The sequence below is a fragment of the Pseudomonas sp. IT-232MI5 genome (genome assembly GCF_949767845.1).
Classification (GTDB): domain Bacteria; phylum Pseudomonadota; class Gammaproteobacteria; order Pseudomonadales; family Pseudomonadaceae; genus Aquipseudomonas.
In genome coordinates, this window is the sequence record NZ_CATKQE010000003.1 from 254,350 (window position 1) to 280,669 (window position 26,320).

General features: G+C 61.1%; 24 protein-coding genes and 1 pseudogene. 8 read left to right on the forward strand and 17 right to left on the reverse strand.

Annotated features, from left to right (window positions below; all coding sequences use genetic code 11):
* Positions 1 to 332: 332 nt before the first annotated feature.
* The gene (locus ACM6JQ_RS03730; RefSeq protein WP_414893246.1) at positions 333 to 695 is read left to right on the forward strand and encodes a DUF6124 family protein; all 363 of its coding nucleotides are present in this window, start codon (positions 333 to 335) and stop codon (positions 693 to 695) included.
* 115 nt (positions 696 to 810) lie between these two features.
* On the opposite strand, the gene ACM6JQ_RS03735 is transcribed toward ACM6JQ_RS03730, so the two are convergent.
* Genes ACM6JQ_RS03735 through cpaB form a run of 8 tightly spaced genes read right to left on the reverse strand, consistent with a single transcriptional unit; the run spans position 811 to position 8,259 of the window.
* Positions 811 to 1,083, reverse strand: a complete 273-nt coding sequence (locus ACM6JQ_RS03735) for a DUF3613 domain-containing protein (RefSeq protein WP_034154790.1) — start codon at positions 1,081 to 1,083, stop codon at positions 811 to 813.
* A gap of 10 nt (positions 1,084 to 1,093) precedes the next feature.
* Positions 1,094 to 1,816 (reverse strand): tetratricopeptide repeat protein, encoded by a 723-nt coding sequence (locus tag ACM6JQ_RS03740; protein ID WP_007914636.1) that lies wholly within the window; start codon positions 1,814 to 1,816, stop codon positions 1,094 to 1,096.
* 22 nt (positions 1,817 to 1,838) lie between these two features.
* Positions 1,839 to 2,723, reverse strand: a complete 885-nt coding sequence (locus tag ACM6JQ_RS03745; protein WP_007914637.1) for a type II secretion system F family protein — start codon at positions 2,721 to 2,723, stop codon at positions 1,839 to 1,841.
* Position 2,724: 1 nt separating this feature from the next.
* Entirely contained in the window at positions 2,725 to 3,609 is an 885-nt protein-coding gene (locus ACM6JQ_RS03750; RefSeq protein ID WP_414893247.1) for a type II secretion system F family protein, read from the reverse strand.
* Positions 3,610 to 3,627: 18 nt separating this feature from the next.
* Positions 3,628 to 4,896: a CpaF family protein gene (locus tag ACM6JQ_RS03755; RefSeq protein ID WP_095114393.1), complete on the reverse strand. Its 1,269-nt coding sequence runs from the start codon at positions 4,894 to 4,896 to the stop codon at positions 3,628 to 3,630.
* Positions 4,893 to 6,083 carry an AAA family ATPase gene (locus ACM6JQ_RS03760; RefSeq protein ID WP_007914643.1) on the reverse strand — a complete coding sequence of 397 codons (1,191 nt, stop codon included), beginning with the start codon at positions 6,081 to 6,083 and terminating at the stop codon, positions 4,893 to 4,895. Before ACM6JQ_RS03760 ends, ACM6JQ_RS03755 begins: the two co-directional genes overlap by 4 nt.
* On the reverse strand, positions 6,080 to 7,297 hold the full coding sequence (locus ACM6JQ_RS03765) for a type II and III secretion system protein family protein (protein WP_414893248.1): 1,218 nt from the start codon (positions 7,295 to 7,297) through the stop codon (positions 6,080 to 6,082). The genes ACM6JQ_RS03760 and ACM6JQ_RS03765 overlap by 4 nt, the downstream gene beginning before the upstream one ends.
* Before the next feature lie 20 nt (positions 7,298 to 7,317).
* Positions 7,318 to 8,259: a Flp pilus assembly protein CpaB gene (cpaB, locus tag ACM6JQ_RS03770; protein ID WP_414893249.1), complete on the reverse strand. Its 942-nt coding sequence runs from the start codon at positions 8,257 to 8,259 to the stop codon at positions 7,318 to 7,320.
* A gap of 331 nt (positions 8,260 to 8,590) precedes the next feature.
* On the opposite strand from cpaB, the gene ACM6JQ_RS03775 reads away from it, so the two are divergent.
* The 3 genes from ACM6JQ_RS03775 to ACM6JQ_RS03785 all read left to right on the forward strand — a co-directional run bounded on the left by ACM6JQ_RS03775 (position 8,591) and on the right by ACM6JQ_RS03785 (position 9,513).
* A complete protein-coding gene (locus ACM6JQ_RS03775) occupies positions 8,591 to 8,800 on the forward strand; it encodes a Flp family type IVb pilin (protein WP_007914649.1) in 210 nt (69 codons plus the stop codon).
* An 18-nt stretch (positions 8,801 to 8,818) separates the two neighbouring features.
* On the forward strand, positions 8,819 to 9,031 hold the full coding sequence (locus ACM6JQ_RS03780; protein WP_007914651.1) for a Flp family type IVb pilin: 213 nt from the start codon (positions 8,819 to 8,821) through the stop codon (positions 9,029 to 9,031).
* 71 nt (positions 9,032 to 9,102) lie between these two features.
* Positions 9,103 to 9,513, forward strand: a complete 411-nt coding sequence (locus ACM6JQ_RS03785) for a response regulator (RefSeq protein ID WP_007914653.1) — start codon at positions 9,103 to 9,105, stop codon at positions 9,511 to 9,513.
* Between the two features lie 554 nt (positions 9,514 to 10,067).
* Here the strand turns inward: ACM6JQ_RS03785 and ACM6JQ_RS03790 are convergent.
* From ACM6JQ_RS03790 to ACM6JQ_RS03805, 4 genes are all read right to left on the reverse strand, one after another.
* On the reverse strand, positions 10,068 to 11,738 hold the full coding sequence (locus tag ACM6JQ_RS03790; RefSeq protein ID WP_123376374.1) for a ShlB/FhaC/HecB family hemolysin secretion/activation protein: 1,671 nt from the start codon (positions 11,736 to 11,738) through the stop codon (positions 10,068 to 10,070).
* Positions 11,739 to 11,872: 134 nt separating this feature from the next.
* Positions 11,873 to 13,534, reverse strand: coding sequence for a collagen-like triple helix repeat-containing protein (locus ACM6JQ_RS03795; protein WP_414893250.1), 1,662 nt, complete (start codon positions 13,532 to 13,534; stop codon positions 11,873 to 11,875).
* A gap of 299 nt (positions 13,535 to 13,833) precedes the next feature.
* Entirely contained in the window at positions 13,834 to 14,688 is an 855-nt protein-coding gene (locus ACM6JQ_RS03800; protein ID WP_123376372.1) for a MaoC family dehydratase, read from the reverse strand.
* Positions 14,689 to 14,690: 2 nt separating this feature from the next.
* Positions 14,691 to 16,043 carry a 3-oxoacyl-ACP reductase gene (locus ACM6JQ_RS03805; RefSeq protein WP_007950382.1) on the reverse strand — a complete coding sequence of 451 codons (1,353 nt, stop codon included), beginning with the start codon at positions 16,041 to 16,043 and terminating at the stop codon, positions 14,691 to 14,693.
* Positions 16,044 to 16,300: 257 nt separating this feature from the next.
* Between ACM6JQ_RS03805 and ACM6JQ_RS03810 the strand changes: the two genes are divergently transcribed.
* Positions 16,301 to 17,578, forward strand: coding sequence for an acetyl-CoA C-acetyltransferase (locus ACM6JQ_RS03810; RefSeq protein WP_007914669.1), 1,278 nt, complete (start codon positions 16,301 to 16,303; stop codon positions 17,576 to 17,578).
* A 214-nt stretch (positions 17,579 to 17,792) separates the two neighbouring features.
* Here ACM6JQ_RS03810 and ACM6JQ_RS03815 read toward each other — a convergent pair whose 3' ends face one another.
* Positions 17,793 to 18,560 carry a methyl-accepting chemotaxis protein gene (locus ACM6JQ_RS03815; protein WP_371748302.1) on the reverse strand — a complete coding sequence of 256 codons (768 nt, stop codon included), beginning with the start codon at positions 18,558 to 18,560 and terminating at the stop codon, positions 17,793 to 17,795.
* A 90-nt stretch (positions 18,561 to 18,650) separates the two neighbouring features.
* Positions 18,651 to 19,739: pseudogene (locus tag ACM6JQ_RS03820) on the reverse strand (cache domain-containing protein); the annotation flags it as partial.
* A 447-nt stretch (positions 19,740 to 20,186) separates the two neighbouring features.
* On the opposite strand from ACM6JQ_RS03820, the gene ACM6JQ_RS03825 reads away from it, so the two are divergent.
* Both ACM6JQ_RS03825 and ACM6JQ_RS03830 read left to right on the forward strand, forming a co-directional pair.
* Positions 20,187 to 21,083 carry a PA4780 family RIO1-like protein kinase gene (locus ACM6JQ_RS03825; protein ID WP_007914672.1) on the forward strand — a complete coding sequence of 299 codons (897 nt, stop codon included), beginning with the start codon at positions 20,187 to 20,189 and terminating at the stop codon, positions 21,081 to 21,083.
* Between the two features lie 328 nt (positions 21,084 to 21,411).
* Positions 21,412 to 22,620, forward strand: coding sequence for an MFS transporter (locus ACM6JQ_RS03830; RefSeq protein WP_414893251.1), 1,209 nt, complete (start codon positions 21,412 to 21,414; stop codon positions 22,618 to 22,620).
* On the opposite strand, the gene cueR is transcribed toward ACM6JQ_RS03830, so the two are convergent.
* From cueR to ACM6JQ_RS03845, 3 genes are all read right to left on the reverse strand, one after another.
* The gene (cueR, locus tag ACM6JQ_RS03835; RefSeq protein WP_007914676.1) at positions 22,574 to 22,987 is read right to left on the reverse strand and encodes a Cu(I)-responsive transcriptional regulator; all 414 of its coding nucleotides are present in this window, start codon (positions 22,985 to 22,987) and stop codon (positions 22,574 to 22,576) included. The genes ACM6JQ_RS03830 and cueR overlap by 47 nt on opposite strands.
* Positions 22,984 to 25,377: a copper resistance metal-translocating P1-type ATPase CueA gene (cueA, locus tag ACM6JQ_RS03840; RefSeq protein WP_095114402.1), complete on the reverse strand. Its 2,394-nt coding sequence runs from the start codon at positions 25,375 to 25,377 to the stop codon at positions 22,984 to 22,986. The genes cueR and cueA overlap by 4 nt, the downstream gene beginning before the upstream one ends.
* Before the next feature lie 163 nt (positions 25,378 to 25,540).
* Positions 25,541 to 25,924, reverse strand: a complete 384-nt coding sequence (locus tag ACM6JQ_RS03845; protein ID WP_414893252.1) for a hypothetical protein — start codon at positions 25,922 to 25,924, stop codon at positions 25,541 to 25,543.
* A gap of 147 nt (positions 25,925 to 26,071) precedes the next feature.
* Between ACM6JQ_RS03845 and ACM6JQ_RS03850 the strand changes: the two genes are divergently transcribed.
* Positions 26,072 to 26,269, forward strand: a complete 198-nt coding sequence (locus tag ACM6JQ_RS03850) for a cation transporter (protein WP_007914683.1) — start codon at positions 26,072 to 26,074, stop codon at positions 26,267 to 26,269.
* Positions 26,270 to 26,320: the final 51 nt, after the last annotated feature.

Here is a 26,320-nt window from a genome sequence, read left to right on the forward strand (position 1 = left end):
GCTTTTGGCTGTTTAAATTTGTTGCAGATAACCGGAACCTTCCCACACGGTTTTCAGGTTGTCCGTCGGACGTGCGCTCTCTAGTCTCTGGCTGTCGCTGAACACTCAGCGATCGGGTGTGAGAACCCGGCAATTTATGGTCATCCAGTTTCTGTGCACGCATAATCGCCGCCAGCTTGTCTGCTGTCTGCAATGTGTCATGGCGGCTGTGTGCGGGCAGACTTCGGTCTGGCCGGGTGTCCATAACCGGTATTCTCACCCCGCATACAGCTGCCACCTTTTGCCCCGTGAGAATGGCAGTGGGTGGCGGCAAAGACTTTGGAGTTGTTTCAATGGACAAACTGATCCCCGACCCACCCCACGAACCCGCCACCCCGCTCGAAGATGCCATCCGCGCCGACGACCTCGTCAAGAACCGCGAAGCCATCAAACGCGCTCTCGATTTCTACCTCTGCCCCGAACCTGAAAAACCCCGCCAAGCCAGCACGATGTTTCTCATCCATCCGAAAATCGATACGGAAAGCCTGCTCGCCCATGCCTGCGAATCCCTGGCTTCGGCCAACACCCTGGCGGGTAACTTTGCCGATCAGCTCGGCCGGCCCGAGCGCAATACCGCGCTGGCGATTCAGCAGATCGTCATGCTGGCCGAGCTGGCGGTAAACCGGGCGCTGGATCGGTTGGATCCGCAGGCCTGATCCGGCAGGCACACCGTGTCATCGTTCTTCGCGAGCAGGCTCCCACAGGTGGAGTGTATTTCAAAAGGTGGGAGCGAGCCTGCTCGCGAAAGCGCTCGCAAGGGTCACCCCATCACTAATTCTTGCTCTCGATCTTCCCGCCCGCATCCGGATCATAAAAATCCGGAATCTCATATTTGTACTTCTTCAGCCACCGCTGCATCGCCAGATCCCGTTCGGTCGCGGTCGCCGTTTGTGGCTTGGGTGAGGCGGCTTTGTTGCGGCTTTGCAGGACCAGCCAGCCTTCGGTCTCCTGTTGTTGCGCCGAGGCGGGGCCGGCGTCGATGGCGGCGGCGCTGAGGGGCAGGCTGAGCAGGGTCAGGTAGCACAGGCCTTTGAAGGGATGCATGGCTGTCTCCTTACTTGAGCGATGACGGCAACGGGTCAGCGACGGCGGCCACTTGATTGCTGGTGGCCGGTTTGGCCTTGACCGGGGCTTTGAGTTTTTCTGCGCGTTGCTGGGCTTCGGTGAATTGTTCCGGGGTCAGTTTCGCGCGGCTGATGATTTCGGCAGCTTGTGGCCAGTCGTTCTGGTACAGCAACAGGGTGACCATGTTCAGCGTCGCCAGTTGGTTGTTCTGCTTGAGTTCGATCGCGGTGAGGAATTCGAAACGGGCGTCGTTCAGGCGCAGTTGGTTGAGATAGACCACGCCCAAGTCGTTGCGGATTTTTTCGTCGGTGGGCGCCAGGCGGGCGGCGCGTTGCAGGTGGGCCTGGGCCTGGCCGTTGTCGCCACGGGCGGCGTAGAGTTGGCCGAGGCCGTGTTCGGCTTCGGCGGTCAGGCAGCCGCCGAGCAGGCCGCGGTACAGCGGCTCGGCTTCGCTGCGGCCGAGCAAGCGATAGACCTTGGCTTTGCGCAGGCGCACTTCGCTGATGTTGTCCGGCAGGCTTTGCAGGTTGGCCAGGCTGGCGTGCAGTTTGCCGTCGTTGGCGAGGTCGTCCGCGAGGTTCAGGGCCAGCTCCTGCTCCTGGGTCATTTTGCTGCAACTGCTCGGTGACAGCAGCGCCGTCCACGGTGCCTGGCCGTCGGTGGCGCAACCGCCGAGCAGCAACAGACTTGCCATGACTATCAGTACTTTCATCAAACGCTCTCCATGAGCAAGGTCAGTTGGCAAACGCCCGGGCAATGGCGGTGAAGCCCGGGCCGGCGAGGACGATCAGCAGTGCCGGAAACAGAAACAGCATCATCACTACAGACATCTTCGCCGACATTTTCGAGATGTATTCCTGCAGGCGCGTCAGGCGGCGGTCATCCAGCAGTTGCTTGAGCGCCAGCAGCGACTTCATCGCGCCGCCACCCTGTTGAATCAGTTGCTGGAGGATCACGCAGGTGTCGCTGAATTCATCTACGGCGAGCATCACCGCCGCTTTGTTCAACTCCTGGCCAAGTTCCAGGCCGCTGTCGACACGGGCCAGAATCAGGCGCAGTTCGCTGGTCAGTTCCGGCAGCAGTTTTTGCGCTTCAATGCTGAGTACCCGCAGGGCTTGTTCGACGGCCATGCCGGATTCGAAAAGGATGCGCAGCAGCGGAATGAAGGTCGACACCTCCACGGCAATGGTTTTCTGCCGCCGCGTCGCTGCGTAAGCCAGCAGACGTTTGGGCAGCAGATAGCCGCCGCCGGTGGCGAGCATCGGCACGATCCAGCGGTTGCTGGCCTGGGGGAAAAACACTTCTTGCAGAAAGATCGCCAGGCCCAGTGTCAGCAACGGCGTGCCGATCTGGCAGGCCGCGAACAGCGCTCGCTCGTTGGCGCGGCGCCAGCCGATACGGTTGAGCAGGGTCTGGGTTTCGCTGTCGATGCTCACCGAGCGTTGCCCGAACTTACTGCTGCCCAATGCGCGCAACCAGCTGCCGAAGCGGTTCTCGCGCACCAGTTGTCCTTGCAGGCGCTGGTTGACCTGGCGCACTCGACGGCGCTCCACCAGCAGGTGATTGATCACCAGCATCAAGGCGCCAAGCAGCAACATCAGAGCCGCGAGCCAGACCATGTCAAACACTCCGCAACATGCGCCACAGCGCCAGGCTTCCGAACACTTGCAACACGGCGGCGCTGATCAGCATGTGCTGCCCGCTCGCGTCGTTCCACATCCCGAGCATGTAGCCAGGGTTAGTCAGCATGAAGTAACTCACCAGCAGCAACGGCAATGAGCCGAGCACCCACGCGGTCATGCGTGTTTCGCCGGTCAGGGCGCGCAGTTGCCGGGCGCCCTGATCGCGTTCGCGGATCAGTTTGATCAGGTTCTCCAGCAGTTCGCTGGCATTGCCGCCGTAGCGATGATTGACCTTCAGTCCGAGGGCAAACATGCGCAGTTCGTCCTGTTCATAGAGTTCGGCAAAGTCGCTGACGGCATCCGGCAAGTTCACGCCTAATTGCACGTTGCGCTGGACCCGGCCCATGGCTTTTTTCAGCGGATCTTCACTGGCTTCGATGCCGCCCATGACCGCGTCACTCAGGGTGCGCCCGGACTTCAGGCTACGCACGGTGTGATCAAGCAACTGTGGCAGTTGCTCGATCATCCGTTTGACCCGGCGCTGGTAGAGCACGGCGATGTACAGCCGTAACGCCAGGGGCGGAATGAAGATCATCAGCAGCAGGCCGATCCAGTCGGCGAGAAAATAACCCAGTGCCATCGCCAGCGCCCACAGACTCAGCCACAGGCCGAAACGCTCGGTCGGGCGGCCCAGCCCTGCGCGCAGAAACATCCGTTCCAGGCCAACCCACACCGGTTTTTCGGTAGCCAGTTGCGGTTGCCCGGCGGCCAGTCGATTGAGGACTTTTTCCGTTGCGGTCTTGCGCAGCCCCTGCAAAAACAGGCGAATCGACAGCCCCAGCAGCGTCAGGCAGATAACGATGAGAATGATCGGTCCCAGCATGCTCGGTGCTCCTTGCCGTCAGCCCAGATGCGTCTCGTGGCGTAGCTTGTCGCCGGCCGGATTGACCGCTTCGCGCAGGAAGCCGAAGCCCGTGCGGCGGTCGAGGCGGAACAGGGTGTTGGTGACGTAGACGTCTTCGCGAATACCGACCACTTCCACCACTTCACTGACGCAGCGGCGCCCGTCAGGCATGCGCGTCAACTGAATGATCACGTCGAGGGCAGCGCAGATCATCTGGCGCAGGGTGCGTTCGGCGATGGAACGGCCCGTCAGGCCGACCAGTGTTTCCAGGCGCAGCAGGGCATCCTGGGCGTTGTTGGCGTGCACGGTGCTCATCGAGCCGTCGTGACCGGTGTTCATTGCGGTCAATACGTCGACCACTTCGACGCCACGAATCTCGCCGAGAATGATCCGGTCGGGGCGCATCCGCAGGGCGTTGCGGATCAGGTCGCTGGCCTTCACTTCACCGTGGCCTTCGGCGTTCGGTGGCCGGGTTTCCAGGCGCACCACATGCGGGTGACCGAGCTGCAATTCGGCGACGTCTTCGATGGTCACCAGACGTTCGTGCGGGTTGATCAACTGGCTGAGAATATTCAGCAGCGTGGTTTTGCCGGTGCCGGTGCCGCCGCTGATCAGGATGTTGCAGCGCTTGCCGACGGCATCCTGGAAAAACTCGAAGATCGACAGGTCGATGGTTTGCATCGCCATCAGGTCGCTGCTCTTGAGCATGTCCTTGCGAAATTTACGGATCGACAGGCATGGTCCATCGAGGGCTATCGGCGGAATGATCGCGTTGACCCGACTGCCATCCGGCAGGCGCGCATCGACCATCGGCGAAGATTCGTCGAGGCGCCGACCGAGTGGCGCGAGGATGCGCTGCATCACGCGTTCGACGTGATGCGCATCGATAAACCGCAGGTCACTCTGGTGCAGCACACCGTCGCGTTCGATGAACACCCGGTGCGGGCCGTTGACCAGAATCTCGGTCACCGACTGATCGCGCAGCAACACTTCCAGCGGGCCGAAACCGGTTAACTCGTCGACGATCTCTTCGGCCAGCCGTTCCATTTCGTAGCGGGAAATCGCCAGGTGCAAACGCGCGATGTACTCGGCGACTTTGTCGGTGACGAACTGTGCGAGTTGCTGACGAGAACCTTCCAGCAGATTTTTGCCGGACTCTTCGAGGGCGTCGATGATGTAGCGATGCAGAACCAGTTTCAGGCCTTCGTGATCGCTGTTGCCGACGCCACTGCGGGGCGCCGCGCCGAAAAGTTTTTCTGCGCTCATGAGGTGCCTCGCAAGCGGTCGAACCAGGTCACTTTAGGCTTGGCCAGGCCCTCGGAACGTTTCGCTAACCTTTCACCGAGGGCGCGCAGGCTCTGGGTGAGTTTTTCCCGTGGGGCCAGTTCGAACAGACTGACGCCTTGGTTTTTGGCGTTCAGGCGCACTTCCGGGGTGAGGGCCAGCGTGGCGATCACTTCCAGGTTGAAGGTTTTGCCGAGGGTTTCCGAATTAGGCGCAACGTTGCTCAGGTAGCGGTCGATCAGCAGGCGTCCGTGGTCGAGCTTCATGCCTTTTTCCCGCCACAGATTGAGCACGGCGAGGTTGCGCCGGCAGTTGAGCACGTTCTGATCGGTGTACCAGAGCAACTTGTCGCAGTGGCTGACAAAGGTGCGCAAGGCTTCGCTGTCGGTCTGCCCGGTGAGGTTCACGACGATGTGCTGGAAGTGCTGGCGCAAGGCGCTGAGCAACATGTACAGCTCGGCGGCGCTGGTGTTTTCCAGCGGTTCATCGTTGCTGGCGTAGGCGAGAATGCGCAGGCCGGCCTCGGCGCTGGTGAAGGCACTGTCGATCAGCGTGGCGTCGAGCCTGCGCAAGTGGCGCAAGGCATCGCCGAAGTGAAACGAGCTCTCCAGCCCGAGCAGGGCGAGGCTGTCACCGCGCGGCAACCCGAGGTCGAGCAACAAGGTTTGCTGACCGCTCTTTTGCACCACCAAGGCCATGTGGTTGGCCAGCAGTGCGCCGTCGGAACTGCTCTGCACGCCATACATGACCGTGAGGCCACCCAACTGCGTGTTCGGTGCCACGGGCGGCAGGCGTTTGCTCAAGCGCCGCACCAGCCCGGCGACTTCACTGGAGCGCGAACCGTAGGCGACAAAATCTCGGGCGCCGGCGCGCATGGCATTGAGCACCAACTGATTGTCCATGCCGTCGCCAAGGGCCACGATTGCCAGCATCGGTTTGGCTTCCAGCGCGCCTTCGATCAATGCGCTCTGGGCGACCACGTGTTCGCGATCCAGGCCGACGAACACCAGGCTGGCAAAGGTCACGTCCACCAGTGCCAGCAATTCGTCGAGACTGCCGCCACCGGCGCTGACCACCTGACCGAGCGGCGCGAGCGCGCCTTGCAGCCACTCCAGATCGGTGCTGTTGCGGGTGATGGCGAGAAAGGTCTGGCTCAGATTCTGGCTCATTGGGATAACCCGCTGCGCTTGTCGAAGTTGCCGTTTTCAAGAAAAAACATGCGATAGAAATTCGGGTCGTAATTGCGCAGTTTTTCCCCGGGTAATGATGGCAGCTGGGCGTCGGCGGCCAATGGCTGCACCAGGTGCGGGGTGACGATCATCAGCAGTTCGCGCTCTTCGCGCTTGATCTGCGAGCCTTTGAAAAATGCGCCGAGCACCGGGATGTCGCCGAGGCCGGGAAACTTGTTCACCTGCGAGCTGTTGGTGGTGCTGATCAAGCCGCTGATGACGAAGCTTTCGCCATCGCCCAGTGACACGCTGGTGTCGGTGCGGCGGATGGTCAGGGCGGGTACGGTGGTGCCGGCAATTTGCACCGCATTGCTGAAGTCCAGTTCGCTGACTTCCGGAGCGACCTTCAACGCGATGCGATCACGGCCGATGATGGTCGGCGTCAGAGTCAGGCGGATGCCGAATTCCTTGTATTCGATCGACACGCTGTCGCTGCCGGAACTGGGTACCGGAATCGGTATTTCACCGCCGGCCAGAAAGCTTGCGCTCTGACCGTTCAGCGCGACCAGACTCGGCCGTGCGAGGGTGTAGGCGAAGCCGCTGGTTTCCAGGGCATTGATGATCGCCATGGTCTTGCCGCCGATCCACGAAAAGTTGAACAGTGAGTTGTCCACCGGCAGACGTGGCTGCGGCACGCCATCAATGGGGGGCAGGGTGCCGGGCGAGCCGAACAGAAAGTTGCCGCGCGTGCCGATCAGCGAGGCGGTGGCTTCCTTGAGTTTGGTGCGGCTGACTTCGACGAAACGGATGTCGGTCTGCACTTGCGACGGCAGGCTCGGATCATCCGACGGCAGGCTGCTGCTCAACGCAGCGGTGGCGGCGCCCTGCACGAACACCATGCTCTGGCGCGGCTCGCTTGAGCACGACGTCCAGACCATCAGGCTGGTGGCGCCGGGCGCCACACCGGTGAGCAGAAAGGACGAGCTGCCGTTGGCGTGTACGTCGGCGATTTTCGGATCGCCAATCGCCAGACGGGTGATCGCTACCGGGGACTGCACGTCCTGTTGAAACCCTTCGCCGATTTCGATCACCGGCGGCATGCGCCCCAGTGCCGAACAGTTGCCGACCGCCGCGAACGCAGCGTCCATCGACAGACCCATCAGTAGCAGGGCGCGCAGCATGGTTTTGAATGTCGGCCTGAAACGACTCTGCATGCCCTTGGATCCTTGCGCAGTCATGGGTTTTGTTGGGTGATCTGATTGCCGCGAATGATTTCCACCGCCTGCCGTGCAGCGCCAGCGGAGCCGCCGCTGGAGGGCGCTTTCGGTGCCGCGCCCATGGCCAGTTGGGTGAACTGGAAGAGTTGTCGGTTAGCTGTGTCGACATGGGCCGCGGACTGATTTTCGCCGGCCCAGTACTTGGCCAGGCGTTGTTCTTCACTGCTGCGTACGGCCAGGCGCAAGGTGCCGGCTTGTGTGGCGAGCATCAGGCGACTGAGCAGTTGTTCCGGCACTGCCAGCACTACGGTGCGCGCGGCGATGCGGCGTTGATCCTGTTTGAGTTTTTCATCGGCGCTCAGGGCCGGCGATGCCGGTTGGCCGTCGTTGGTCAGGCCGTACTGATCACCCACCCCAAGCACGCGCATGGCCGGTAGAACGATCTGCGCCGATTGTTCGAGGTTGCTGGAATCCTGGCGCAGGTAGAGCAAGACATCGACGTAATCGCCGGGGATCAGTTGTCCAGCCGCGCCGATCACTTCGTCGACCGCCACGGTCAATGCGCGCTCATCGCGGTGAATCATGCGTGCCAGTGAGCCGCCGGCGCTGAAGCTTTCATCATTCAGCCAGGTGCCGGCGCTGAGGTGCCGCCAAGGTGTACGGCCGATGGCCTGATCGACATTGCTCAAGCTGCCGGCCGGGGCACTGCGCAGTTTTTCCACCGTGACATCGGCGGCCGTCAGCGCGGTGAACGGCGGCACATCGTGCAGCAACACCACTACCGGTTGGCGGGTCTGGTCTTCGGCGATCGCGACAGTTTTTTCAACGGTGACAGTTGGGGCGACGGGGGCGGCGGCGACGGGCGCTGGTTGACGACTGAGTACCAGTCCCCAGTAACCGACAAAAATGGCTCCCAATAACAGGATGGCTGCAAGGCCCATGGTGACGCGACTGTTCATGACGGCTCTCCCTTTCCTGCTGCACTACCCACCGCACTTGCTAACGAGAGAAGTTCCCAATCCGGCAGCTATGAACATGCAACTATTTCGCTATTTCCACGCTAGCTGATTCAAGCCAAAACGCCATTACTGACAGGAAAATAACTCACGAAAGTATGAGTCTTGGCCAATTAACTGCAGCAATCGGCAACTTCGCGATGTGATTAATCCTTTGTGATTAATCCGTTCTTACAGTTGTTGGGCGGGGGTTTGTTGACAATGCTCAAATGGCACGGTGGGTCTTGGCCGCTGCAGCGTGACATTGGCGCCAAAGGCGCAAAGGAGTAGTCGTATGTGTCGGATGATCCTCGATTATTTGATGGCCAGAGTCCGTTTGCTGGTCAAAAACGAAGAAGCCGCGTCGGCGATCGAATATGCGATCGTGGTGGCGATGGTTGCGGTAGTCGTTGTGGCTTTTGTCACTCCGCTGGGTAACCGGGTGTTGGCTTACTTCAATAACATTCTGACCGGGCTGGGTGGCACAGCGGTAACCAGGCCCTGACTGGCGAGGAGAATTGCGATGCTCTTTGATTATTTGAAAGTGCGTGTCCGCGGCTTCTTTGCCAGTACTGAAGCAGCGTCGGCAATCGAGTATGCGATTGTCGTGGCGATGGTGGCGGTGGTGGTCATCGTCTTCGTCACCCCCGTTGGCGCCCGGGTACTGGTGATGTTCAACAATTTGCTGGTGGCACTGGGCGGCACTGCCGTGACGGCCCCCGCACCGCCGTCCTGAGCTGAACGAAGCTGATGCCTGGTTGATGCCGCGCTACACTCGGGTTCACTTTCAGTTTTCAGGGATTGCCCATGAATGCTCCTTCGCTGCCGCGCCAACAGTTGCTTCTGGTTGACGATGAAGAGGACGCGTTGCTGGAGCTGGCGGAGTTGCTGGAGGGGGAAGGGTTTACTTGCCATACGGCGACGTCGGTGAAGCTGGCGTTGCATCATCTGACTCGCCATCCCGATATCGCGCTGGTGATTACTGATTTGCGTATGCCGGAGGAGTCCGGGATGTCGTTGATCAAGCGGTTGCGTGAGCATACTTCTCGGCAGCATTTGCCGGTGATTGTGATGTCGGGGCATGCGGATATGGAAGACGTCAGTGATCTGTTGCGGTTGCAGGTGGTGGATCTTTTTCGCAAGCCGATTTATTACGTCAGGTTGTTGGAAACGCTGGATAATTTGTTTCCCAAGCCTTCGAGGAATGTGGCTGGGTGATTGGGGGGCCTATCCGTTGCTGCGGGTGTGGCTGATTAGGGTTCCGCCCTTACGGCGGGTCACTTTTTCCAGACGCCGAAAAAGTAACCAAAAAGGCTTGCTCCTACGTGCGGCCCGCTCGCTGGGGCTCGGGGTTCTTTCGCTCCGGGATCGATCCGGGGGCAGCGCCTACGGTTTGCTTCGCTGCACCTCCTCTCGCTGTGTTTGGCTTCGCCAAACGGTCGCTACGCTCCCACCCTCGGATCAATCCCTCCACTCAGCCTTCCGACGTCGCCCGTGGATCAAGATCAAGAGCTGCAGCCGAGCTAACGCTCATCCTGTTGAGTGGTGAAAAGCTTAGGAGCGGCGTGGGTCGCTTTTGCTTTTTTGTGGGAGCGAGCTTGCTCCGGGCGGTGTTCCTACGAAGGCGGCCTGACAGCCGACCAATTTCTAACTGAATGCACTCAATCCAACTGTAGGAGTGAGCCTGCTCGCGAAGGCGGCCTGCAATCCGACCCATTTCTGCCGGTTGTACATTCCACCCGCCGCTGCCGAAGCCTCCTTGGTATTTCAGCTTACAACTGGTAGCTGAAACTTATGCTGTACCTGGGCTTGCGATTGAACGTGTCCAGCGCTTCATCCGACATCGCCTTCGCCGCTTCCAGCGCAATGTTGTAGTACTTGGCGTCGCCAAAGCGTAGTCCGATTGCTGCCGATGACAGATTATTGGCCTTTACCGGCAGTTCGTTGAACCAGCTGCGCGAGCGGTCGAGCACCACGTACGGTTGCAGGATGCGCACCCAGTTGCCGTCGCGGTTGAAGCTGTAGTTGACCTCGTACGCTACGCCCCAGCCCTTGTCGCCGGACGCTTGATCGTCGGGATAACCGCGACCGAAATTCTGCCCGCCGAACACCGCGCGTTCGCTGTCGGGCAGGGTGTCGTCGCTCCAGTACAGCGCGGCCGACAGCACGCCTTGCCAGTTGTCGAGGAACTTGTTGCTCTGCACCCCGGACAGGCGTACGCGGAAGAAATCGAGGTCGATGTCGTCGTAGTTGGTATGCGCGCCCAGGCTGTCGAAACCCTGATACACGCCGCCACTGAGAATGCGCAGTTGCCGGGCATCGGCCTTGCGCCAGTCGCCTTCGAAGGCCAGAGCGCGTACGTCGGTGCGGAACTCGGTGCTGAACGGGAAGTTGATGCCGTTGTAGCGAGTCTTGTCGTCGACTGCGTACAGGCGCGAGCCGGCGGTCAGCAATTCGTTGGAGGCGGCAATCAGCGGCAGAGTGAAACCGATGGAGTAGCGGTCGTTTTCTCGATGGGTGCTGAGTCGACCACCGCCGTCGATGAGGACTTCGGTACTGGGATCGGCGCGGTAGCGTGATGCGGACAGCGCCAGTTGCGCGCCTTCGTCATTGAGGAACTGGTTGTAGTCGAGGCGGTAGTAATGTTCGTGATCGTCACCCGGCGGGAACAAACCGCTGAGGCTCAGTTGCTCGCCCATCGAGGTTTGCGAGTTGCTGCTGACACCGAGCAAAGCCTGGGTGCCGTTGCGGTTGTCTTCGGTGGTGCTCAGCGTACTGGTGAAGGGTTTGCGGCTGGCCTGGGCGACCAGGGTTGTCGCGCCGTCGGTGGTGCCCGGTGGTGGCACCTGGGCCTGAATCGTCACGCCGGGGATGCGCGTCATCAGCGTGGTGTAGCGCTCGAAGGTCTTGCGGGTCAGCGGCCGTTCGGCCTGGATCTTCGCCGCCAGTTTGTCGAGCAGCGCTTTGACCCGGCCGACATCGCCCTGGATCTGGACATCTCGCACGTAGCCTTCCACCAGCACCACGCGCGCGACGCCATCATTGAAGTTTTGCTGCGGCAAGAACGCATAGGACAGCAGGTAACCGTCCTGCTGATAGCGTCGAGTGATGTTTCGCGTGGCTTCGATCAGGTCGGCGAGCGTGGCTTGGTGGCCGATCAGGGGCTTATAGATTTCGGCGAGCTCGTTGAGCGGGTAGAGGGTTCCGCCTTCGATCTGCACGGTTTGCAGATTGATCTTGGTATCCATCAACAGCGGTTGCGCAGCGGCGGCACCGGCGTCCGGCACTTGCACGGGCGTGGCGCTCGGACGATAAGCGTCGGCCGGCAGATTCGGCACAGGCAGGTTGCGGATGGTTTCGTTGCTGTTGAGAAAACTGGGCAGGGTGTCGGCGAGGGCGGTGGAACTGAGACTGAGGAACAGCAGGGATGCCATTACGCGCATAGGACACTCCATGGTCAGATCACAGCGCAGAGCTGTTTTTTTCCTAAGAAAAAAGCGGAAGACTCGTGGGAATCTTCCGCCCTCAACCAAGCGTAGGCGCTGTAGGTGAGGCCGTCGAATCGGCCAGGTGCAATTTAGCGTTTGTTGCCTCCCAAGGCGCCGGTCAGACCGCCGAGTACACCGCCTAGACCGCCACCGGTGGTACCCCCGCTGGTACCCCCGCTGGTACCGCCGTTGACCAGACCGCCGACGGCAGCGACGGTGCCGCCGACGTTGGTGACCAGACCACCGACCGCGGTGGTGACCGGGTTATTGGTCGCTGCAATGGTGTTGCCGATACTGCTGACCGCACCGCCAACCTGACCGGTGAGACCTGCAACAGGTGAGCCGATACCGGTCGCCGCGCCGACTTGTTGAGTCACGTTGGTAACAGCGCTGGTGACCGGGTTCAGGCCATTGCCTACGGTGGCGCCGACCGTGGCCAGAGGTGAAGTTGTCGCGGTGATCGGGGTGCCCGATCCGCCCAGCACGGTGTTGAGCGAAGCCACGGTATTGCCCAGGCCGACAGCGGTAACACCACCTGCGCTGACGACGCCATTGGTATTCCCGGCATTCAAACCTGCGCCAACGTTGACCACCGCACCGCCAACGGTTTGCAGCAAACCGGTGCCGCCGAGGCCACCGCCCAAGCCACCACCCACTCCACCGCCAGTACCCGCGCCGGTGCCGTTGGACACCAGACCGCCGGCCTTGCCCACCGCGGTGCCGGTATTGCTCAATGCGCCGCCGAGTGTGTTGGTCAAGGCATTGCCGTTACCCGCGTCGGTGACCTTGCCGCCCAGGGTGTTCACCGCGCCGCCGACTTGCGCAACCACGCCTTTGAGTGGATCGCCAAGACCTGTGGTCGCGCCGAGTTTGTCCGTGGTGCTTTCGACCATCGCAATCACCGGCACCAGACTACCGCCGAGTTTGTTGGTCAGTTGGCTGGTCGGGCCGCTGGTCAGTGTGGTGTCGAGGGTATTGCCGAGCATGGTGACTTTCTCGCCGACACCATCAAGCAACGGTGCGACTTTGGTCACCACACCGCCGACCACCGGCACGCTGCCGGTTGCCGTTGCCAGTTTGCCGCTGAGATCAGAGACGCCGTTGCCTACATCGGTGACCACGCCGCCGACCGAAGCGACGGTGGTGGTCAGGCCGTTAGGGTCGGTGGCCAGTTTACCGATGCCGTTGCTCACACCATTACCTAACGTAGTGACGACATTGCCGGCGGTGTTGGCCGCACTCTGGACCACGCCACCGACCACAGGAACGGTGCTCAGGGAATCGCCGATCTGGCCGACGCCATCGCCGACACCGGCCACGGTGGTGCCGACATCCTGCACCAGTGTGGTGGTGACCAACGGGGTGGTGGTTGGATTGGTCGGGTTGGTGGGATCGGTCGGATCTGTCGGGTTGGTTGGATTGGTCGGATCGGTGCCTCCTGTGCCACCTGTACCACCGGTTCCGCCAGTACCACCCGTGCCACCGGTTCCGCCAGTCCCGGCAGTATCACCGGTGCCACCGGTGCCCCCGGTTCCGCCAGTCCCGGCAGTATCACCGGTGCCCCCGGTTCCGCCAGTGCCCGCAGTATCACCGGTGCCCCCCGTACCGCCAGTGCCAGCGGTACCGTCCGCCGCAGAACTGCCGGAGCTGCTTTTATGACCGCCACCACCGCTGCTGCACCCGGTGAGGCCAAGGGAGAGAATCAATGCCAGAGCGATTGCCGATTTGCACCATACGCCTTGAGTTTTCATGATCGTAATTCCTTGCACCTGTCACAACGTTCGTTGACTTCGATGGCTCGCCGATCTGTCGTCGGTGATGCCTTCGACCGTTGTGCTCAATCTCAGTCCAGGGGCGGGTTTCAGGCCATTCTCAAGTTGGTATTAACGCCTTTATATAGAGGGTGAAGTTCAGCGCCTAAGGACTAATACCCACGATATAGCCGCGCAAAAAAAGGCCTTGATAATCAAGGCCCGGGTTTTTTCGGCGAAGGGGGAAAGGCTGGGAAAAACTTAAGTGATATACACACAATTAACGGTGTTCCGAGTGCTCAGGCAATCGGTTGCCACTGCCCGACCATGTGCTCCAGGTCTTGTGCACCGATCAGCCGCAACTCTCCACTGGAACCCGCCGCGCTCGCCAGCAAGGTCACCTCACTGGGCAGGCGCACCGGTTTGCGAAAATGCACGGCGATTTCGAGGTTGGCCTTGGGCAAATGATCGCCCAGCGCCGCCAGGGTTCGAGCCTTGTTCCACAAACCATGGGCGATGGCTGTTGGGAAGCCAAACAGCTTGGCACTTGCCGCACTCAGGTGAATCGGGTTGTAGTCTCCGGACACTTTGGCGTATTGCCGACCGATATCGGCCGGGGCTTTCCAGCGCGCCACCTCCACCAGCGATTGCGACGGCTCCCAGGTCTGTTCGACCGGCTCGCCCTCAAGCTTGACGCCGCGACAGAGCATCTGGCTTTCCGCTTCCCACAATGGCCCGAGCTGATCATCCAGCGTGGTCAGCAGATCGAACGTCGCACCTTTGGGGTGCGGTTGCAGGTTGTGCACGCGAACGCTGACTTGCGCCCGACCGATCCCGCCCATCGGGCGCAACACGCGAATGCGGTTGCTCAAATGAATCAGCCCCAACAGGGGAAACGGAAACTCTTTGGCAGTGAGCAATTGCATCTGCAGGGCGAAGGCGAGGATGTGCGGATACGTCGGCGGCAGCAGACCGTCATCGACGAATCCACACACCTTGCGATAGGCCGCCAGACGTTTGCCATCGACATCGACCCAACAGCGCAAGCCGCCGTCAGGCAATTGAGTGCCGGTGATTTTCCGTCGTGTCGCCGCCCGTGCGTACAGCCCCGGCAGATTCGGTTCGCGATCCAGCGTATGCCATTCGATGCTCATGCCTAAGCCCCCAGAACACTTTGTCCACAAACCCGCAGCGCCTGCCCGGTGAATGCGCCGGTGCCTGGTTGCGCCAGCCACGCGACCGCTTCGGCGACATCCTGCGGCAAACCGCCCTGGCCCAGTGAACTCATACGCCGGCCAGCCTCGCGCAGGCCGAACGGAATGTGTGCAGTCATCTGCGTTTCGATAAAACCGGGGGCGACGGCGTTGATGCTGATACCGCGTTCCAGCAGCGTCGGCGCCCATGCCTGCGCCAGACCGATCAGCCCGGCCTTGCTCGCGGCGTAGTTGGTTTGCCCACGGTTGCCGGCGATGCCACTGATTGAGGCCAGCAGAATCACCCGCGCATTATCGTGCAGCGTGCCATTGTCGAGTAGCGCCTTGGTCAATACTTGCGGGGCATTGAGGTTGACTGCGAGCACCGCGTCCCAGAATTCCGGGGTCATATTGGCCAGGGTTTTGTCGCGGGTGATGCCGGCGTTGTGCACCAGAATGTCGAGGCCGTCAGGCAGTTGTTCGATCAATTGCGCGGCGGCGTCTTCGGCGCAGATATCGAGGGTAATCGCACGACCGCCGAGGCGCGCGGCGAGGGCTTCCAGATCCGTCTTGGCCGGGGGAACATCGAGCAGGATCACCTCGGCACCATCGCGGGCCAGGGTTTCGGCAATGGACGCACCGATGCCGCGTGCAGCACCGGTGACCAGCGCCTTGCGCCCGGCCAGTGGCCGCGTCCAGTCAGTCACCTGCGTTGCACACGCCGTCAGGCGAATCACCTGCCCGGAGACAAACGCGCTTTTCGGCGAGAGGAAAAACCGCAGCGGACCTTCCAGTTGATCTTCAGCGCCTTCGCCGACGTAGATCAATTGCAGCGTGCCGCCGCTGCGCAGCTCCTTGGCCAGCGAACGGGAAAACCCTTCCAGTGCTCGTTGCGCACTCGCGGCAAACGGGTCAGTCAGGCTTTCCGGCGCACGACCGAGAATCACCAGGTGCGCGCTGTGCTCAAGGTTCTTCATCAACGGCTGAAAGAATTCGCGCAGCTGTTTGAGCTGGTCGGTGTGCAGCAGTTCGCTGGCGTCGAACACCACGGCTTTGAGTTTCGGGCCGTGGCCGGGAATCCATTCAGTCGCGGTCGTCGGTTGCTCGCCGTAGCGGTAGATACTCTCGGTCAAACGGTTGGCGAAAGCGCTGACGCGTTCGGCCAGCGGCCCGCCGCCGATCAGCAGCGCACCTTCCACCGGCCGCAGGCGCCCGGCCTGCCAGCGTTCCAGTCGCACCGGCGACGGCAGACCCAGCGCCCCGACCAGACGATGGCCGATGGACGAGTTGGCGAAGTCGATATAGCGGTCAGACATGGAACGCTCTCCAGAAGTTGGGGTTCAAAGTGTGGACTGTCGATGGCAATCAATCGTTCGATTCACGCAATAAGGCCTACGCTAGACACTGAGGTTTAGCAGGTCTTGCAGAGGAACGCGGTACTTGTGGGAGCGAGCCTGCTCGCGAAAGCGATATGTCAGCCACTGAAGATGCTGAATGTGCCGGCGTTTTCGCGAGCAGGCTCGCTCCCACAGGGGACTGCATCAAATTCGATCAATTTGAAAAGGAGTTATTCATGAGTCAGCTGCGCCGCGTCGCGATCATCGGCGGTAACCGTATCCCTTTCGCCCGCTCCAACGGGCCGTACGCCACCGCGAGTAATCAGGCGATGCTCACCGCCGCCCTTGAAGGCCTGATCGAACGCTACAACCTGCACGGTCAGCGCATCGGCGAAGTGGTGGCGGGCGCGGTGCTGAAATTGTCACGAGATATGAGCCTGACCCGCGAATGCGTGCTTGGCTCGCGCCTGTCCCCGGCCACGCCGGCCTACGACATTCAGCAAGCCTGCGGCACCGGTCTGGAAGCGGCGATCCTGGTGGCAAACAAGATCGCCCTCGGCCAGATCGAGAGCGGTATTGCTGGCGGCGTCGACACCACCTCGGACGCGCCGATCGGTGTCAGCGAAGGCCTGCGCAAAATTCTCCTGCAAGCCAATCGCGCCAAAACTACCGGCGACAAACTGAAAACCTTTCTGCAATTGCGACCGAAACATCTGATTCCGGATTTCCCACGCAACGGCGAGCCACGCACTGGTCTGTCGATGGGCGAGCACTGTGAATTGATGGCGCAGACCTGGCAGATCCCGCGTGAAGAGCAGGATCAACTGACCCTCGAAAGCCACCACAAACTCGCCGCGTCCTACAGCGAAGGCTGGCACAACGACCTGATGACGCCGTTCCTTGGTCTGACTCGCGATAACAATTTGCGCCCGGACCTGACCCTGGAAAAACTCTCGACGCTGAAACCGGCGTTCGAGAAAAGCGCTAAAGGCACGTTGACGGCGGGTAACTCCACGCCGCTCACAGATGGCGCGTCCGTGGTGCTGCTCGGCAGTGAGGAATGGGCGAAGGCGCGTGGCCTGCCGATCCTCGCTTATCTGCGCGATGGCGAAGCAGCGGCAGTGGATTTCGTCAACGGTGCCGAAGGGCTGCTGATGGCGCCGGTGTATGCGGTGCCGCGGTTGCTGGCGCGCAATGGTCTGACCCTGCAGGACTTCGACTACTACGAAATTCATGAAGCGTTTGCGGCTCAGGTGCTGTGCACGCTGAAGGCCTGGGAAGATCCGGAATATTGCAAAACCCGGCTGGGTCTTGATGCGCCGCTAGGCTCGATCGATCGCAGCCGACTCAATGTGAAGGGCAGTTCGCTGGCGGCCGGGCATCCGTTTGCCGCGACCGGTGGGCGCATCGTCGCGAACCTGGCGAAGTTGCTGGACGCGGCGGGGAAGGGCCGGGGGCTGATCTCGATTTGCGCGGCGGGCGGGCAAGGCGTCACCGCCATCATCGAACGCTAACGCTTGAAGAGCCCCTCACCCTAGCCCTCCCGAAACGTCGGACCGCCCAGAGGGAGAGGGGACTGATTGGGGGATGCTTTAGAGTTACACCGACCTGATCTTGCTTTACCGAATCCATAATCGACGGGGTATTTCAGGTCGATGCATGCCGCCAGACACCTCGGTCAGCCCCCCCCCTCTCCCTCTGGGAGAGGGCTGGGGTCGCTGTTGAGGTTCAGGTACGAAACCGTCTGACCAACCCATCCAGCTCATTCGACAACCCCGCCAGACTCTGCGAATCCAGACGCGCCGAGTTGGCCAGTTCTGCCACCAACTGCGCATCCCCGTGAATCTGGCTGATGTGCCGGTTAATGTCCTCAGCCACCTGATGCTGTTCTTCAGCGGCGGTAGCGATTTGCGTGTTCATGTCACGAATCACGTCCACCGACTCGCGGATCTGCCCGAAACTCTCGCGCGCCTCGCCGATGCGTGTCACCGACTGCTGCGACACTTGCAGGCTGGCGTGCATCTGTTGCGTGACCTGGCTGGTGCGCTTGGCCAGATTGCCGAGCAGGCCATCAATCTCTGCCGTCGAATCCGCGGTGCGTTTGGCCAGTGCGCGCACTTCATCGGCGACCACGGCAAAACCGCGGCCCTGTTCACCGGCACGCGCCGCTTCGATGGCGGCGTTGAGCGCCAGCAGGTTGGTCTGTTCGGCGATGGAACGGATGGTGCCGAGGATCGACTGGATATCGTTGCTGTCGCGCTCCAGTTGCTGCATCGACTGCGCCGATTGCTCCAGCTCTTGGCTCAGTTGGTCGACGCTGTGCACCGCCGCATCAATCTGCTGCTGGCCTTGACGAGCCTGACGCTGGCCGCTGTCCGCCGAGTCCGCCGCCTGACTGCACGAGCGCGCGACTTCGTTGGCGGTGGCGACCATTTCGTGGAAGGCGGTCGAGACCATGTCGACGGCTTCACGCTGCCGCCCGGCCGCTTCGGCCATGTCGCTCGACACGCGGGTCGAGCTCTGCGAGGTCGCGAGGATTTTCCCGGCGGCGCCGCCGATGTGCTGAATCAGGCTGCGGATCGCAGTGAGGAACTGATTGAACCAGTTAGCCAGTTGCGCGGTTTCGTCGTTGCCCCGAATGTCGAGGTTTTTGGTCAGGTCGCCTTCGCCCTGCGCGATGCCTTCCAGACCGCTGGCGACGCTGCGAATCGGACGCACGATCAGGCTGGCGAAACTGGCGCCGACCACGGCGAACAGCACGGCCAGCACGGCAGCGATGATCGCGATCAGCCAGGTCAGTTGCGTGGCCGAGCTCATCACGTCGCTCTGCTTGATCAGGCCAACGAAGGTCCAGCCCAATTGCTCCGACGGCCAGACGTTGGCCATGTAGCGCTCGCCATTAAGCTCGACTTCCACCAGGCCTTTGCCGGCCTTGGCCAGTTGCGCATAGCCTTCGCCGAGGCTGTCCAGCGGCTTGAAATTGTGTTCCGGCTGTTTCGGGTCGACCAGCACCGTGCCGCTGTTTTCCAGGAGCATCAGGTAGCCGGTTTCGCCCAGCTTGATCTGTTTGACGATCTCGGTGAGCTGCTTGAGCGTCACGTCGATGCTGACCACGCCGCCGTTGCTGCCGAGTTTGTTGTCGATGGTGCGCACGGTGCTGACGTAGGTCGCATCGTCCTGCGCCCAGTAATAAGCGGCGGTACGCAACGGCTTGCCCGGTTTGGCCTGGGCAGCCTTGTACCACGGCCGCTGACGCGGGTCGTAGTTGTTGAGCTTGGGATCGTCCGGCCACGACACGTAACCACCGGCAGCGGTACCGACGATGGCGTAGGCGTAAGCCGGGTGAGCGTTGCCCAGGTCCTGGAGGAACGCGAAGACCTTTTTGTCCATCTCGCCCTGCGGGATGGATTCGGCGTTGGCGCCCATGTAGGTCTTGAGGCTGTCGTCGGTGTTTTTGATCAGCGGTTGCGACGCCAGGTAATCGACGTTCTGGCTGATGCCATCAAAAAACAGCTGCATGGCATTGCTGACCTGACGGATCTCGCGACCGCTGCTGTCGACAAAGTTGTCCCGGGCATCGCTGCGCAGGTTCATCACCACCAGGGTTGCGACCAGCACCACCGGCAAGCAGGCGATGATTGCAAACGCCCACGTCAATTTCTGTTTGATGTTCATCCGCGCTCCAGATTTTCTTGTAGGCCCACGCAGTGCAGATGACTTGTGGTTTATTGGCAGCCGAAAACGTTATGGATCACCCGTTGCCCTGAGTGCGGCATCGCTGATTATTGTGGAACGATTGTCGGACAAATCCCTCTGTCATTGAGGACTTCGGCTGCGAAACAGGGAAATTGAGGCGACTTTGCAAAAATCTTCCGAAGGGGCATCAGCCAAATGTCAGATTCTGTCGCAAATGCCCTTGAAGACATGTACCAACAAGTACAACAGGCTCGGCTATGATTCTCGACGGTCGATGCGCGAACGCAGAGTTGGCCCTGTTTAATCCGGCACAGTGTGTGCATTCTCAACGTTCACAGGTCGGCAACCCCTCCCCGTGATGCGAGGATTGCCGTATAACGAGTGACATTCGCGTGTTTGGTAATAAAGGACCCACAATAAAAGCTGATGAAGACTCCAAAACGCATTGAACCCCTGATCGAGGACGGTCTGGTCGACGAAGTGCTGCGCCCACTGATGAGTGGTAAAGAAGCAGCTGTTTATGTGGTGCGCTGCGGCAATCAGTTACGTTGCGCAAAGGTCTACAAGGAGGCGAACAAACGCAGTTTCCGCCAGGCGGCCGAGTATCAGGAAGGCCGCAAGGTTCGTAATAGCCGACAGGCTCGGGCGATGGCCAAGGGCTCCAAGTTCGGTCGCAAAGAGACTGAAGATGCCTGGCAGAACGCCGAAGTGGCGGCGCTGTTTCGTCTGGCCGGTGCCGGCGTGCGGGTGCCCAAGCCGTATGACTTCCTCGACGGCGTGCTGTTGATGGAGTTGGTGGCCGACGAATTCGGCGATGCCGCGCCGCGTCTGAACGACGTGGTGCTGGAGCCGGATCAGGCGCGCGAGTATCACGCGTTCCTGATCTCGCAGATCGTGCTGATGTTGTGTACCGGTCTGGTGCACGGTGACCTCTCGGAGTTCAACGTGCTGCTGACGCCGACCGGTCCGGTCATCATCGACCTGCCGCAAGCCGTCGACGCTGCCGGCAACAACCATGCGTTCAGCATGCTGGAGCGCGATGTCGGCAACATGGCTTCGTACTTCGGTCGCTTTGCGCCGGAATTGAAACTGACCAAGTACGCTAAGGAAATGTGGGCGTTGTACGAAGCCGGCACCTTGCACCCGAACAGTGTGCTGACCGGTGAGTTCGATGATCCGGAAGACCTGGCCGATGTGGGCGGGGTATTGCGCGAGATCGAAGCGGCGCGCCTCGACGAGGAACGCAAGCAGGCCATCCGCGCAGCGGACGACGAGCCGAAAGGCAAGTCCGACGAACCACCGCCGCCACCGTGGATGCAGTGATCGCTTGACCAGAAACCCGGCTTCGGCCGGGTTTTTTTTGATACTCAGAAAAGCCCCTCACCCCAGCCCTCTCCCGGAGGGAGAGGGGGCCGACCGAGGTGTCTTGCTTCATACATCGACCTGAAATACCGGGTCGATTATGGATTGGACGAGGTCAGCATTTGGACCTGTTTGGATTCGGTAAAGAAATTTCAGGTCGGCGTATCTCCACAGCATCCCCCAATCAGTCCCCTCTCCCCCCTGGGAGAGGGTTAGGGTGAGGGCCCTTTCGGATCAACGCAATTTCGCGTCTACTGTCCACCGCTCCAGCCACACTCAAGGACTGAATGTGACCACCCCGCGCAACTCCCACCTGATCGTCACCGCCCGACTGATCTCCGATTTCGGCGCCTTCCTCAACATGGTCGCGCTGGCCACCTACGTCTACCTGCTGAGCAACAGCGCCATGAGCGTCGGGATTTTCCTCGCCAGCCGCGTGGGTGGGGGGATCTTTGCCAGTTTGATCGGCACCGCGTTTTACCGGCGATGCAGCGGACGCGCGCCACTGATCGCGTTCGATCTGCTGCGCGCCAGTGTGCTGGGTCTGTTATTGATTGTGCCTGTCAGCCAGCAAGCCATGCTGTTGCCGGTGATTGCCTTCGGTCTGGGCTTGGGCAACTCGATGTTCGCCATCGGCCTCAACAGTCAGTTGCCGCGTCTGATCCCCGCCGATCAACTGCTCAAGGCCAACGCCTGGATCACCTCGGCCTCATCTGCCGCGATGGTCGGTGGCAGTCTGGTATCGGGTTTGCTGGTGGCGGGTTTTGGTTTTGAAACGGTGTTCGCATTGAATGCACTGACCTATTTGCTGGCAGCATTGTTGATCGTGCCGCTGCGTTTCGAACCTGCAACAGCCAGCGAGGAAACCGAACGCAGCGAATGGTCAGCCCTCAAACAGGGCTTGCGTGCTGCGCCGGTGGTTGCTGCGATGCTTGCGGTGACCATGGCCGACACCCTGGGCAGCGCCGCGCACAACGTTGGCTTTCCGATCATTTCCAAACTGCTCACGCCAGAGTCGGCGAGTACCACGCTGGGGCTGATGCTGGCGGTGTGGGCCAGCGGCAAACTGCTGGGTGCGCGAATCGCCAGTCGTCTGAAGGGTTCGGACAACATTGACCTCGAGCGACGGTTTTTCTTCGGTGTGGCGCTGATGTCCTGCGGCTTTATCCTGATGTTCCAGCAACACAGCCTCTACGGCCTGCTGCTGTTTTCATTGCCGGCGGGACTGGGTGACGGCTTTTCCGAAGTCGGGCTGATGTCGCGTCTGCAACGCGAACCCGAGCAGTTACGCCTGCCGATTTTCAGCGTGCTGACTTTGCTGCAGATGACCGGGTTCGGCATCGGCATGCTCATCGCCGCGCCTTTCTACGCGTGGTGGACGCCGGGTGCCGTGGTCATGCTGTTCCACGGCATTCCCCTCGGCACATTGCTCACGGTGAAACTGTTGGCGCTCAAGCGCGGGCGGGTTGCGCGCAGCAGCCCGACGCCAGCTCCTTGAGAATCGGGCAGTCGGGACGGTGGTCGCCGTTGCAGTGCTCGACGAGGTCTTGCAGGGTGTCACGCAACTCGCCAAGTTCGCGAATCTTCTGATTCAACTCGTCGATGTGCTGGCGCGCCAACGCCTTCACATCAGCGCTGGCGCGCTGGCGGTCCTGCCACAGGGTCAGCAGTTTGCCGACTTCTTCCAGGGAAAAGCCCAAGTCCCGCGAGCGCTTGATGAATGCCAGCGTGTGCAGGTCATCGTCACCGTAGAGCCGATAACCGCTGTCGGTGCGATGCGCCGCTTTGAGCAGGCCGATCGACTCGTAATAACGGATCATTTTCGCGCTGAGGCCACTGTGTTTGGCCGCTTGACCGATGTTCATCGGTGCTCCTCCAGGTCCTTGGGTTTCCAGGTTTTCAACAGTAGCGCATTGCTCACCACGCTGACGCTCGACAGCGCCATCGCCGCACCGGCCAGCACCGGATTGAGGAAGCCGAACGCCGCCAGCGGAATACCGATCAGGTTGTAGACGAAGGCCCAGAACAGGTTCTGGCGGATTTTCGCATAGGTCTTGCGGCTGATCTCCAGCGCCGCCGGCACCAAGCGTGGGTCGCCGCGCATCAGGGTGATGCCCGCCGCGTGCATGGCCACGTCGGTGCCGCCGCCCATGGCGATACCGATGTCCGCAGCGGCGAGGGCCGGCGCGTCGTTGATGCCGTCACCGACCATGGCGACCACGCCGGTTTTTTTCAGCTCAGTGACGGTGGCGGCTTTGTCCGCTGGCAGCACTTCAGCGTGGACATTGCTGATGCCCAGGGCCTCGGCGACGACGCGAGCGCTGCCACGGTTGTCGCCGGTCAGCAGATGGCTGTGGATATTTCGCGCGGCCAGTTGTTGTACGGCTTCCAGTGCACCGGGTTTCAAAGTGTCACCGAAGGCGAACAAGCCGAGTACTTGCGGTTCAGGACTTTGTTCGATTAACCACGACAGGGTGCGGCCCTCGGCCTCCCATGCCTGGGCAGATTCGCTCAGGTTGCCCGCGCTCAAATCACTTTCTTCGAGCATCCGCCGATTGCCCAGCGCCAGGCGCCGGCCGTCGAGATTGCCAGCGATGCCGCGACCGGTCAGCGACTGGCTGTCGCTGACCTCGGGCACCGTCAAGCCGCGCTCGGCGGCTGCATCCAGCACGGCTTTGGCCAGTGGGTGTTCGCTGCCGCGTTGCAGAGCGCCGGCCAGTGTCAGCAGGTTGTTTTCGTCACCGTCGATGGCGCTGAAGTGGGCGATACGCGGTGTGCCGGAGGTCAGCGTACCGGTTTTGTCGAAGACCACGCTGCTGACTTCATGGGCGCGCTCCAGCGCTTCGGCATCCTTGATCAGAATGCCGTGACGCGCTGCTACACCGGTGCCGGCCATGATCGCCGTCGGCGTGGCAAGGCCCAGTGCACATGGGCAAGCGATGACCAGCACCGCGACAGCATTGATCAGTGCCGTTTCCATTGGCGCACCGTAGAGCCACCAGCCGATCAGCGTAGCGAGGGCAATCAGCAACACCGTCGGCACGAAGATCTGGCTGACTTTATCCACCAGTTTCTGAATCGGTGCCTTGGCCGCTTGGGCGTCTTCCACCAGACGAATAATCCGCGCCAGTACGGTTTCCGCGCCGAGTGCCTGAGTGCGCACCAGCAAGCGACCTTCACCGTTGATCGCGCCACCGGTGACTTTGTCGCCCGGTTGTTTCGGTACCGGCAGGCTTTCGCCACTGATCAGTGCTTCATCAGCGTGGCTCTGGCCTTCGATGACTTCGCCGTCGACCGGGAAACGCTCGCCGGGTTTGACCAGCACCAGATCGCCCAGGCGCAGGGCGCTGATAGCGACGTCCTGCTCGCGGCCTTCGATCACTTGAATCGCCCGCTCCGGACGCAAGGCTTCGAGGGCGCGGATGGCGCTGGCAGTCTGGCGTTTGGCGCGGCTCTCGAGATATTTACCGAGCAGCACCAAGGCAATGACCACCGCCGATGCTTCGAAATACAGGTGCGGCATGCGCCCGGCAGCGGTGGCCCATTCATAAAGACTCAGGCCGTAGCCGGCGCTGGTGCCGAGGGCGACCAGCAAGTCCATGTTGCCAGCACCAGCGCGAACGGCTTTCCACGCGGCGACGTAAAAGCGCGCACCAAAAATGAACTGCACCGGCGTGGCGAGGGCGAATTGCGCCCAAGCCGGGAGCATCCAGTGAATGCCGAACGGTTGCAGCAACATCGGCGCCACCAGCGGCAGGGCGAGGGCGATCGCGCAGATCAGCGCCCAGCGTTCATGTTTCAGCCGCTGCTGTTGGATATCGGTTTGCGGGTGATCAGCTTGCCAGACGCTGGCCGAGTAGCCGGCCTTGCTCACCGCGTCGAGCAGACTTTGCGGATCGACCTGGCCAAGTAGTTCGAGGTGCGCACGTTCGTTGGCCAGGTTGACGCTGACGCCTTTCACACCGGGGACTTTGTTCAGCGCACGCTCGACGCGACCGACGCAGGAGGCGCAGGTCATGCCTTCGATGTTCAGTTCCAGGGTTTGCTGCGGGACGCTGTAACCGGCGCGTTCAACCGCCTCCATCAAGGCCGGCAGGCTGTCGCCGGGTGCCTGCACGCGGGCCTGCTCGGTGGCGAGGTTGACGCTGACGGCACTGGCGCCGCTGACTTTACTCAATGCCCGCTCGACACGCCCGGCGCAACTGGCGCAGGTCATGCCGGCAATCGGCAGATCGAAAGTGATGGAATCGGACATCGGTCGTACTCCCTGTAGTAGATGCCTACAAGGATCAACCTTGCCATGCGGGCAAGGTCAAGCGCCAATCTCAAATGCAAAAGATCGCAGCCTTCGGCAGCTCCTACATTGGAATGCAATCCCTGTAGGAGCTGCCGACGGCTGCGATCTTTTGGCTAGCGACTCAGTATTCGAGAGCCGCAGGCTTCAAGTAGACGCCTTCGGAATTCATCGCCAACCGATACTTCAGCACATCACCGGCATGCAATTTGATCTCCTGCGACCCCGGCGCGAGCATCCCCGGATTGCAACCGGCGACTTGTCCCGGCAGCAACTTCAAGCGCAGCGAAACAGTGCCAGGCGGCAGGTTGAAGGAAATGCTTTGCTCCTGCAGCAACCGCGCCGAGAGCTGATCCTGGATGTACACGCCGATCTCACACGAGGTCGACACTTCCAGACGCTCGCGGGAAATGATCAGCACCGCATAGTCCTCGCCGGCGGCTTGCACCTGAGGGACGGCGGTAAAAAGGCCGAGAAAGCCAAACAGGCTGAAAGCTGACCAGCGCATGGCTGAATCTCCTGAATCGAGTCATTGATGTACGCAGCTTGGCCGAGCGCGGCGCCGATTGCCAGCCCGGCAGTTTATTGAAGAACTTGACCTTGCCATCGTGGCAAGCTCGAAAGTGGCGGCAACCTCACTCAAAGGAGTCATTCCATGCAAGTGTTCAACGTTCAAGGCATGTCCTGCGGTCACTGCGTCAAAGCCATCACCAACGCCGTGCAGGCCAAGGATCCGGCGGCCAGCGTGCGGGTCGATCTGGCGGCGAAAGAGGTCGGCGTCGAAAGCGCCATGAGTGCTGATCAGGTCATCGAAGCGATTCGCGAAGAGGGATATGAGGTGAAGCTCGTCTGAAATTGATCGTTAGCGAGCTATCGGAATGTTCAAGGCGTCCGGGCGCGGCTA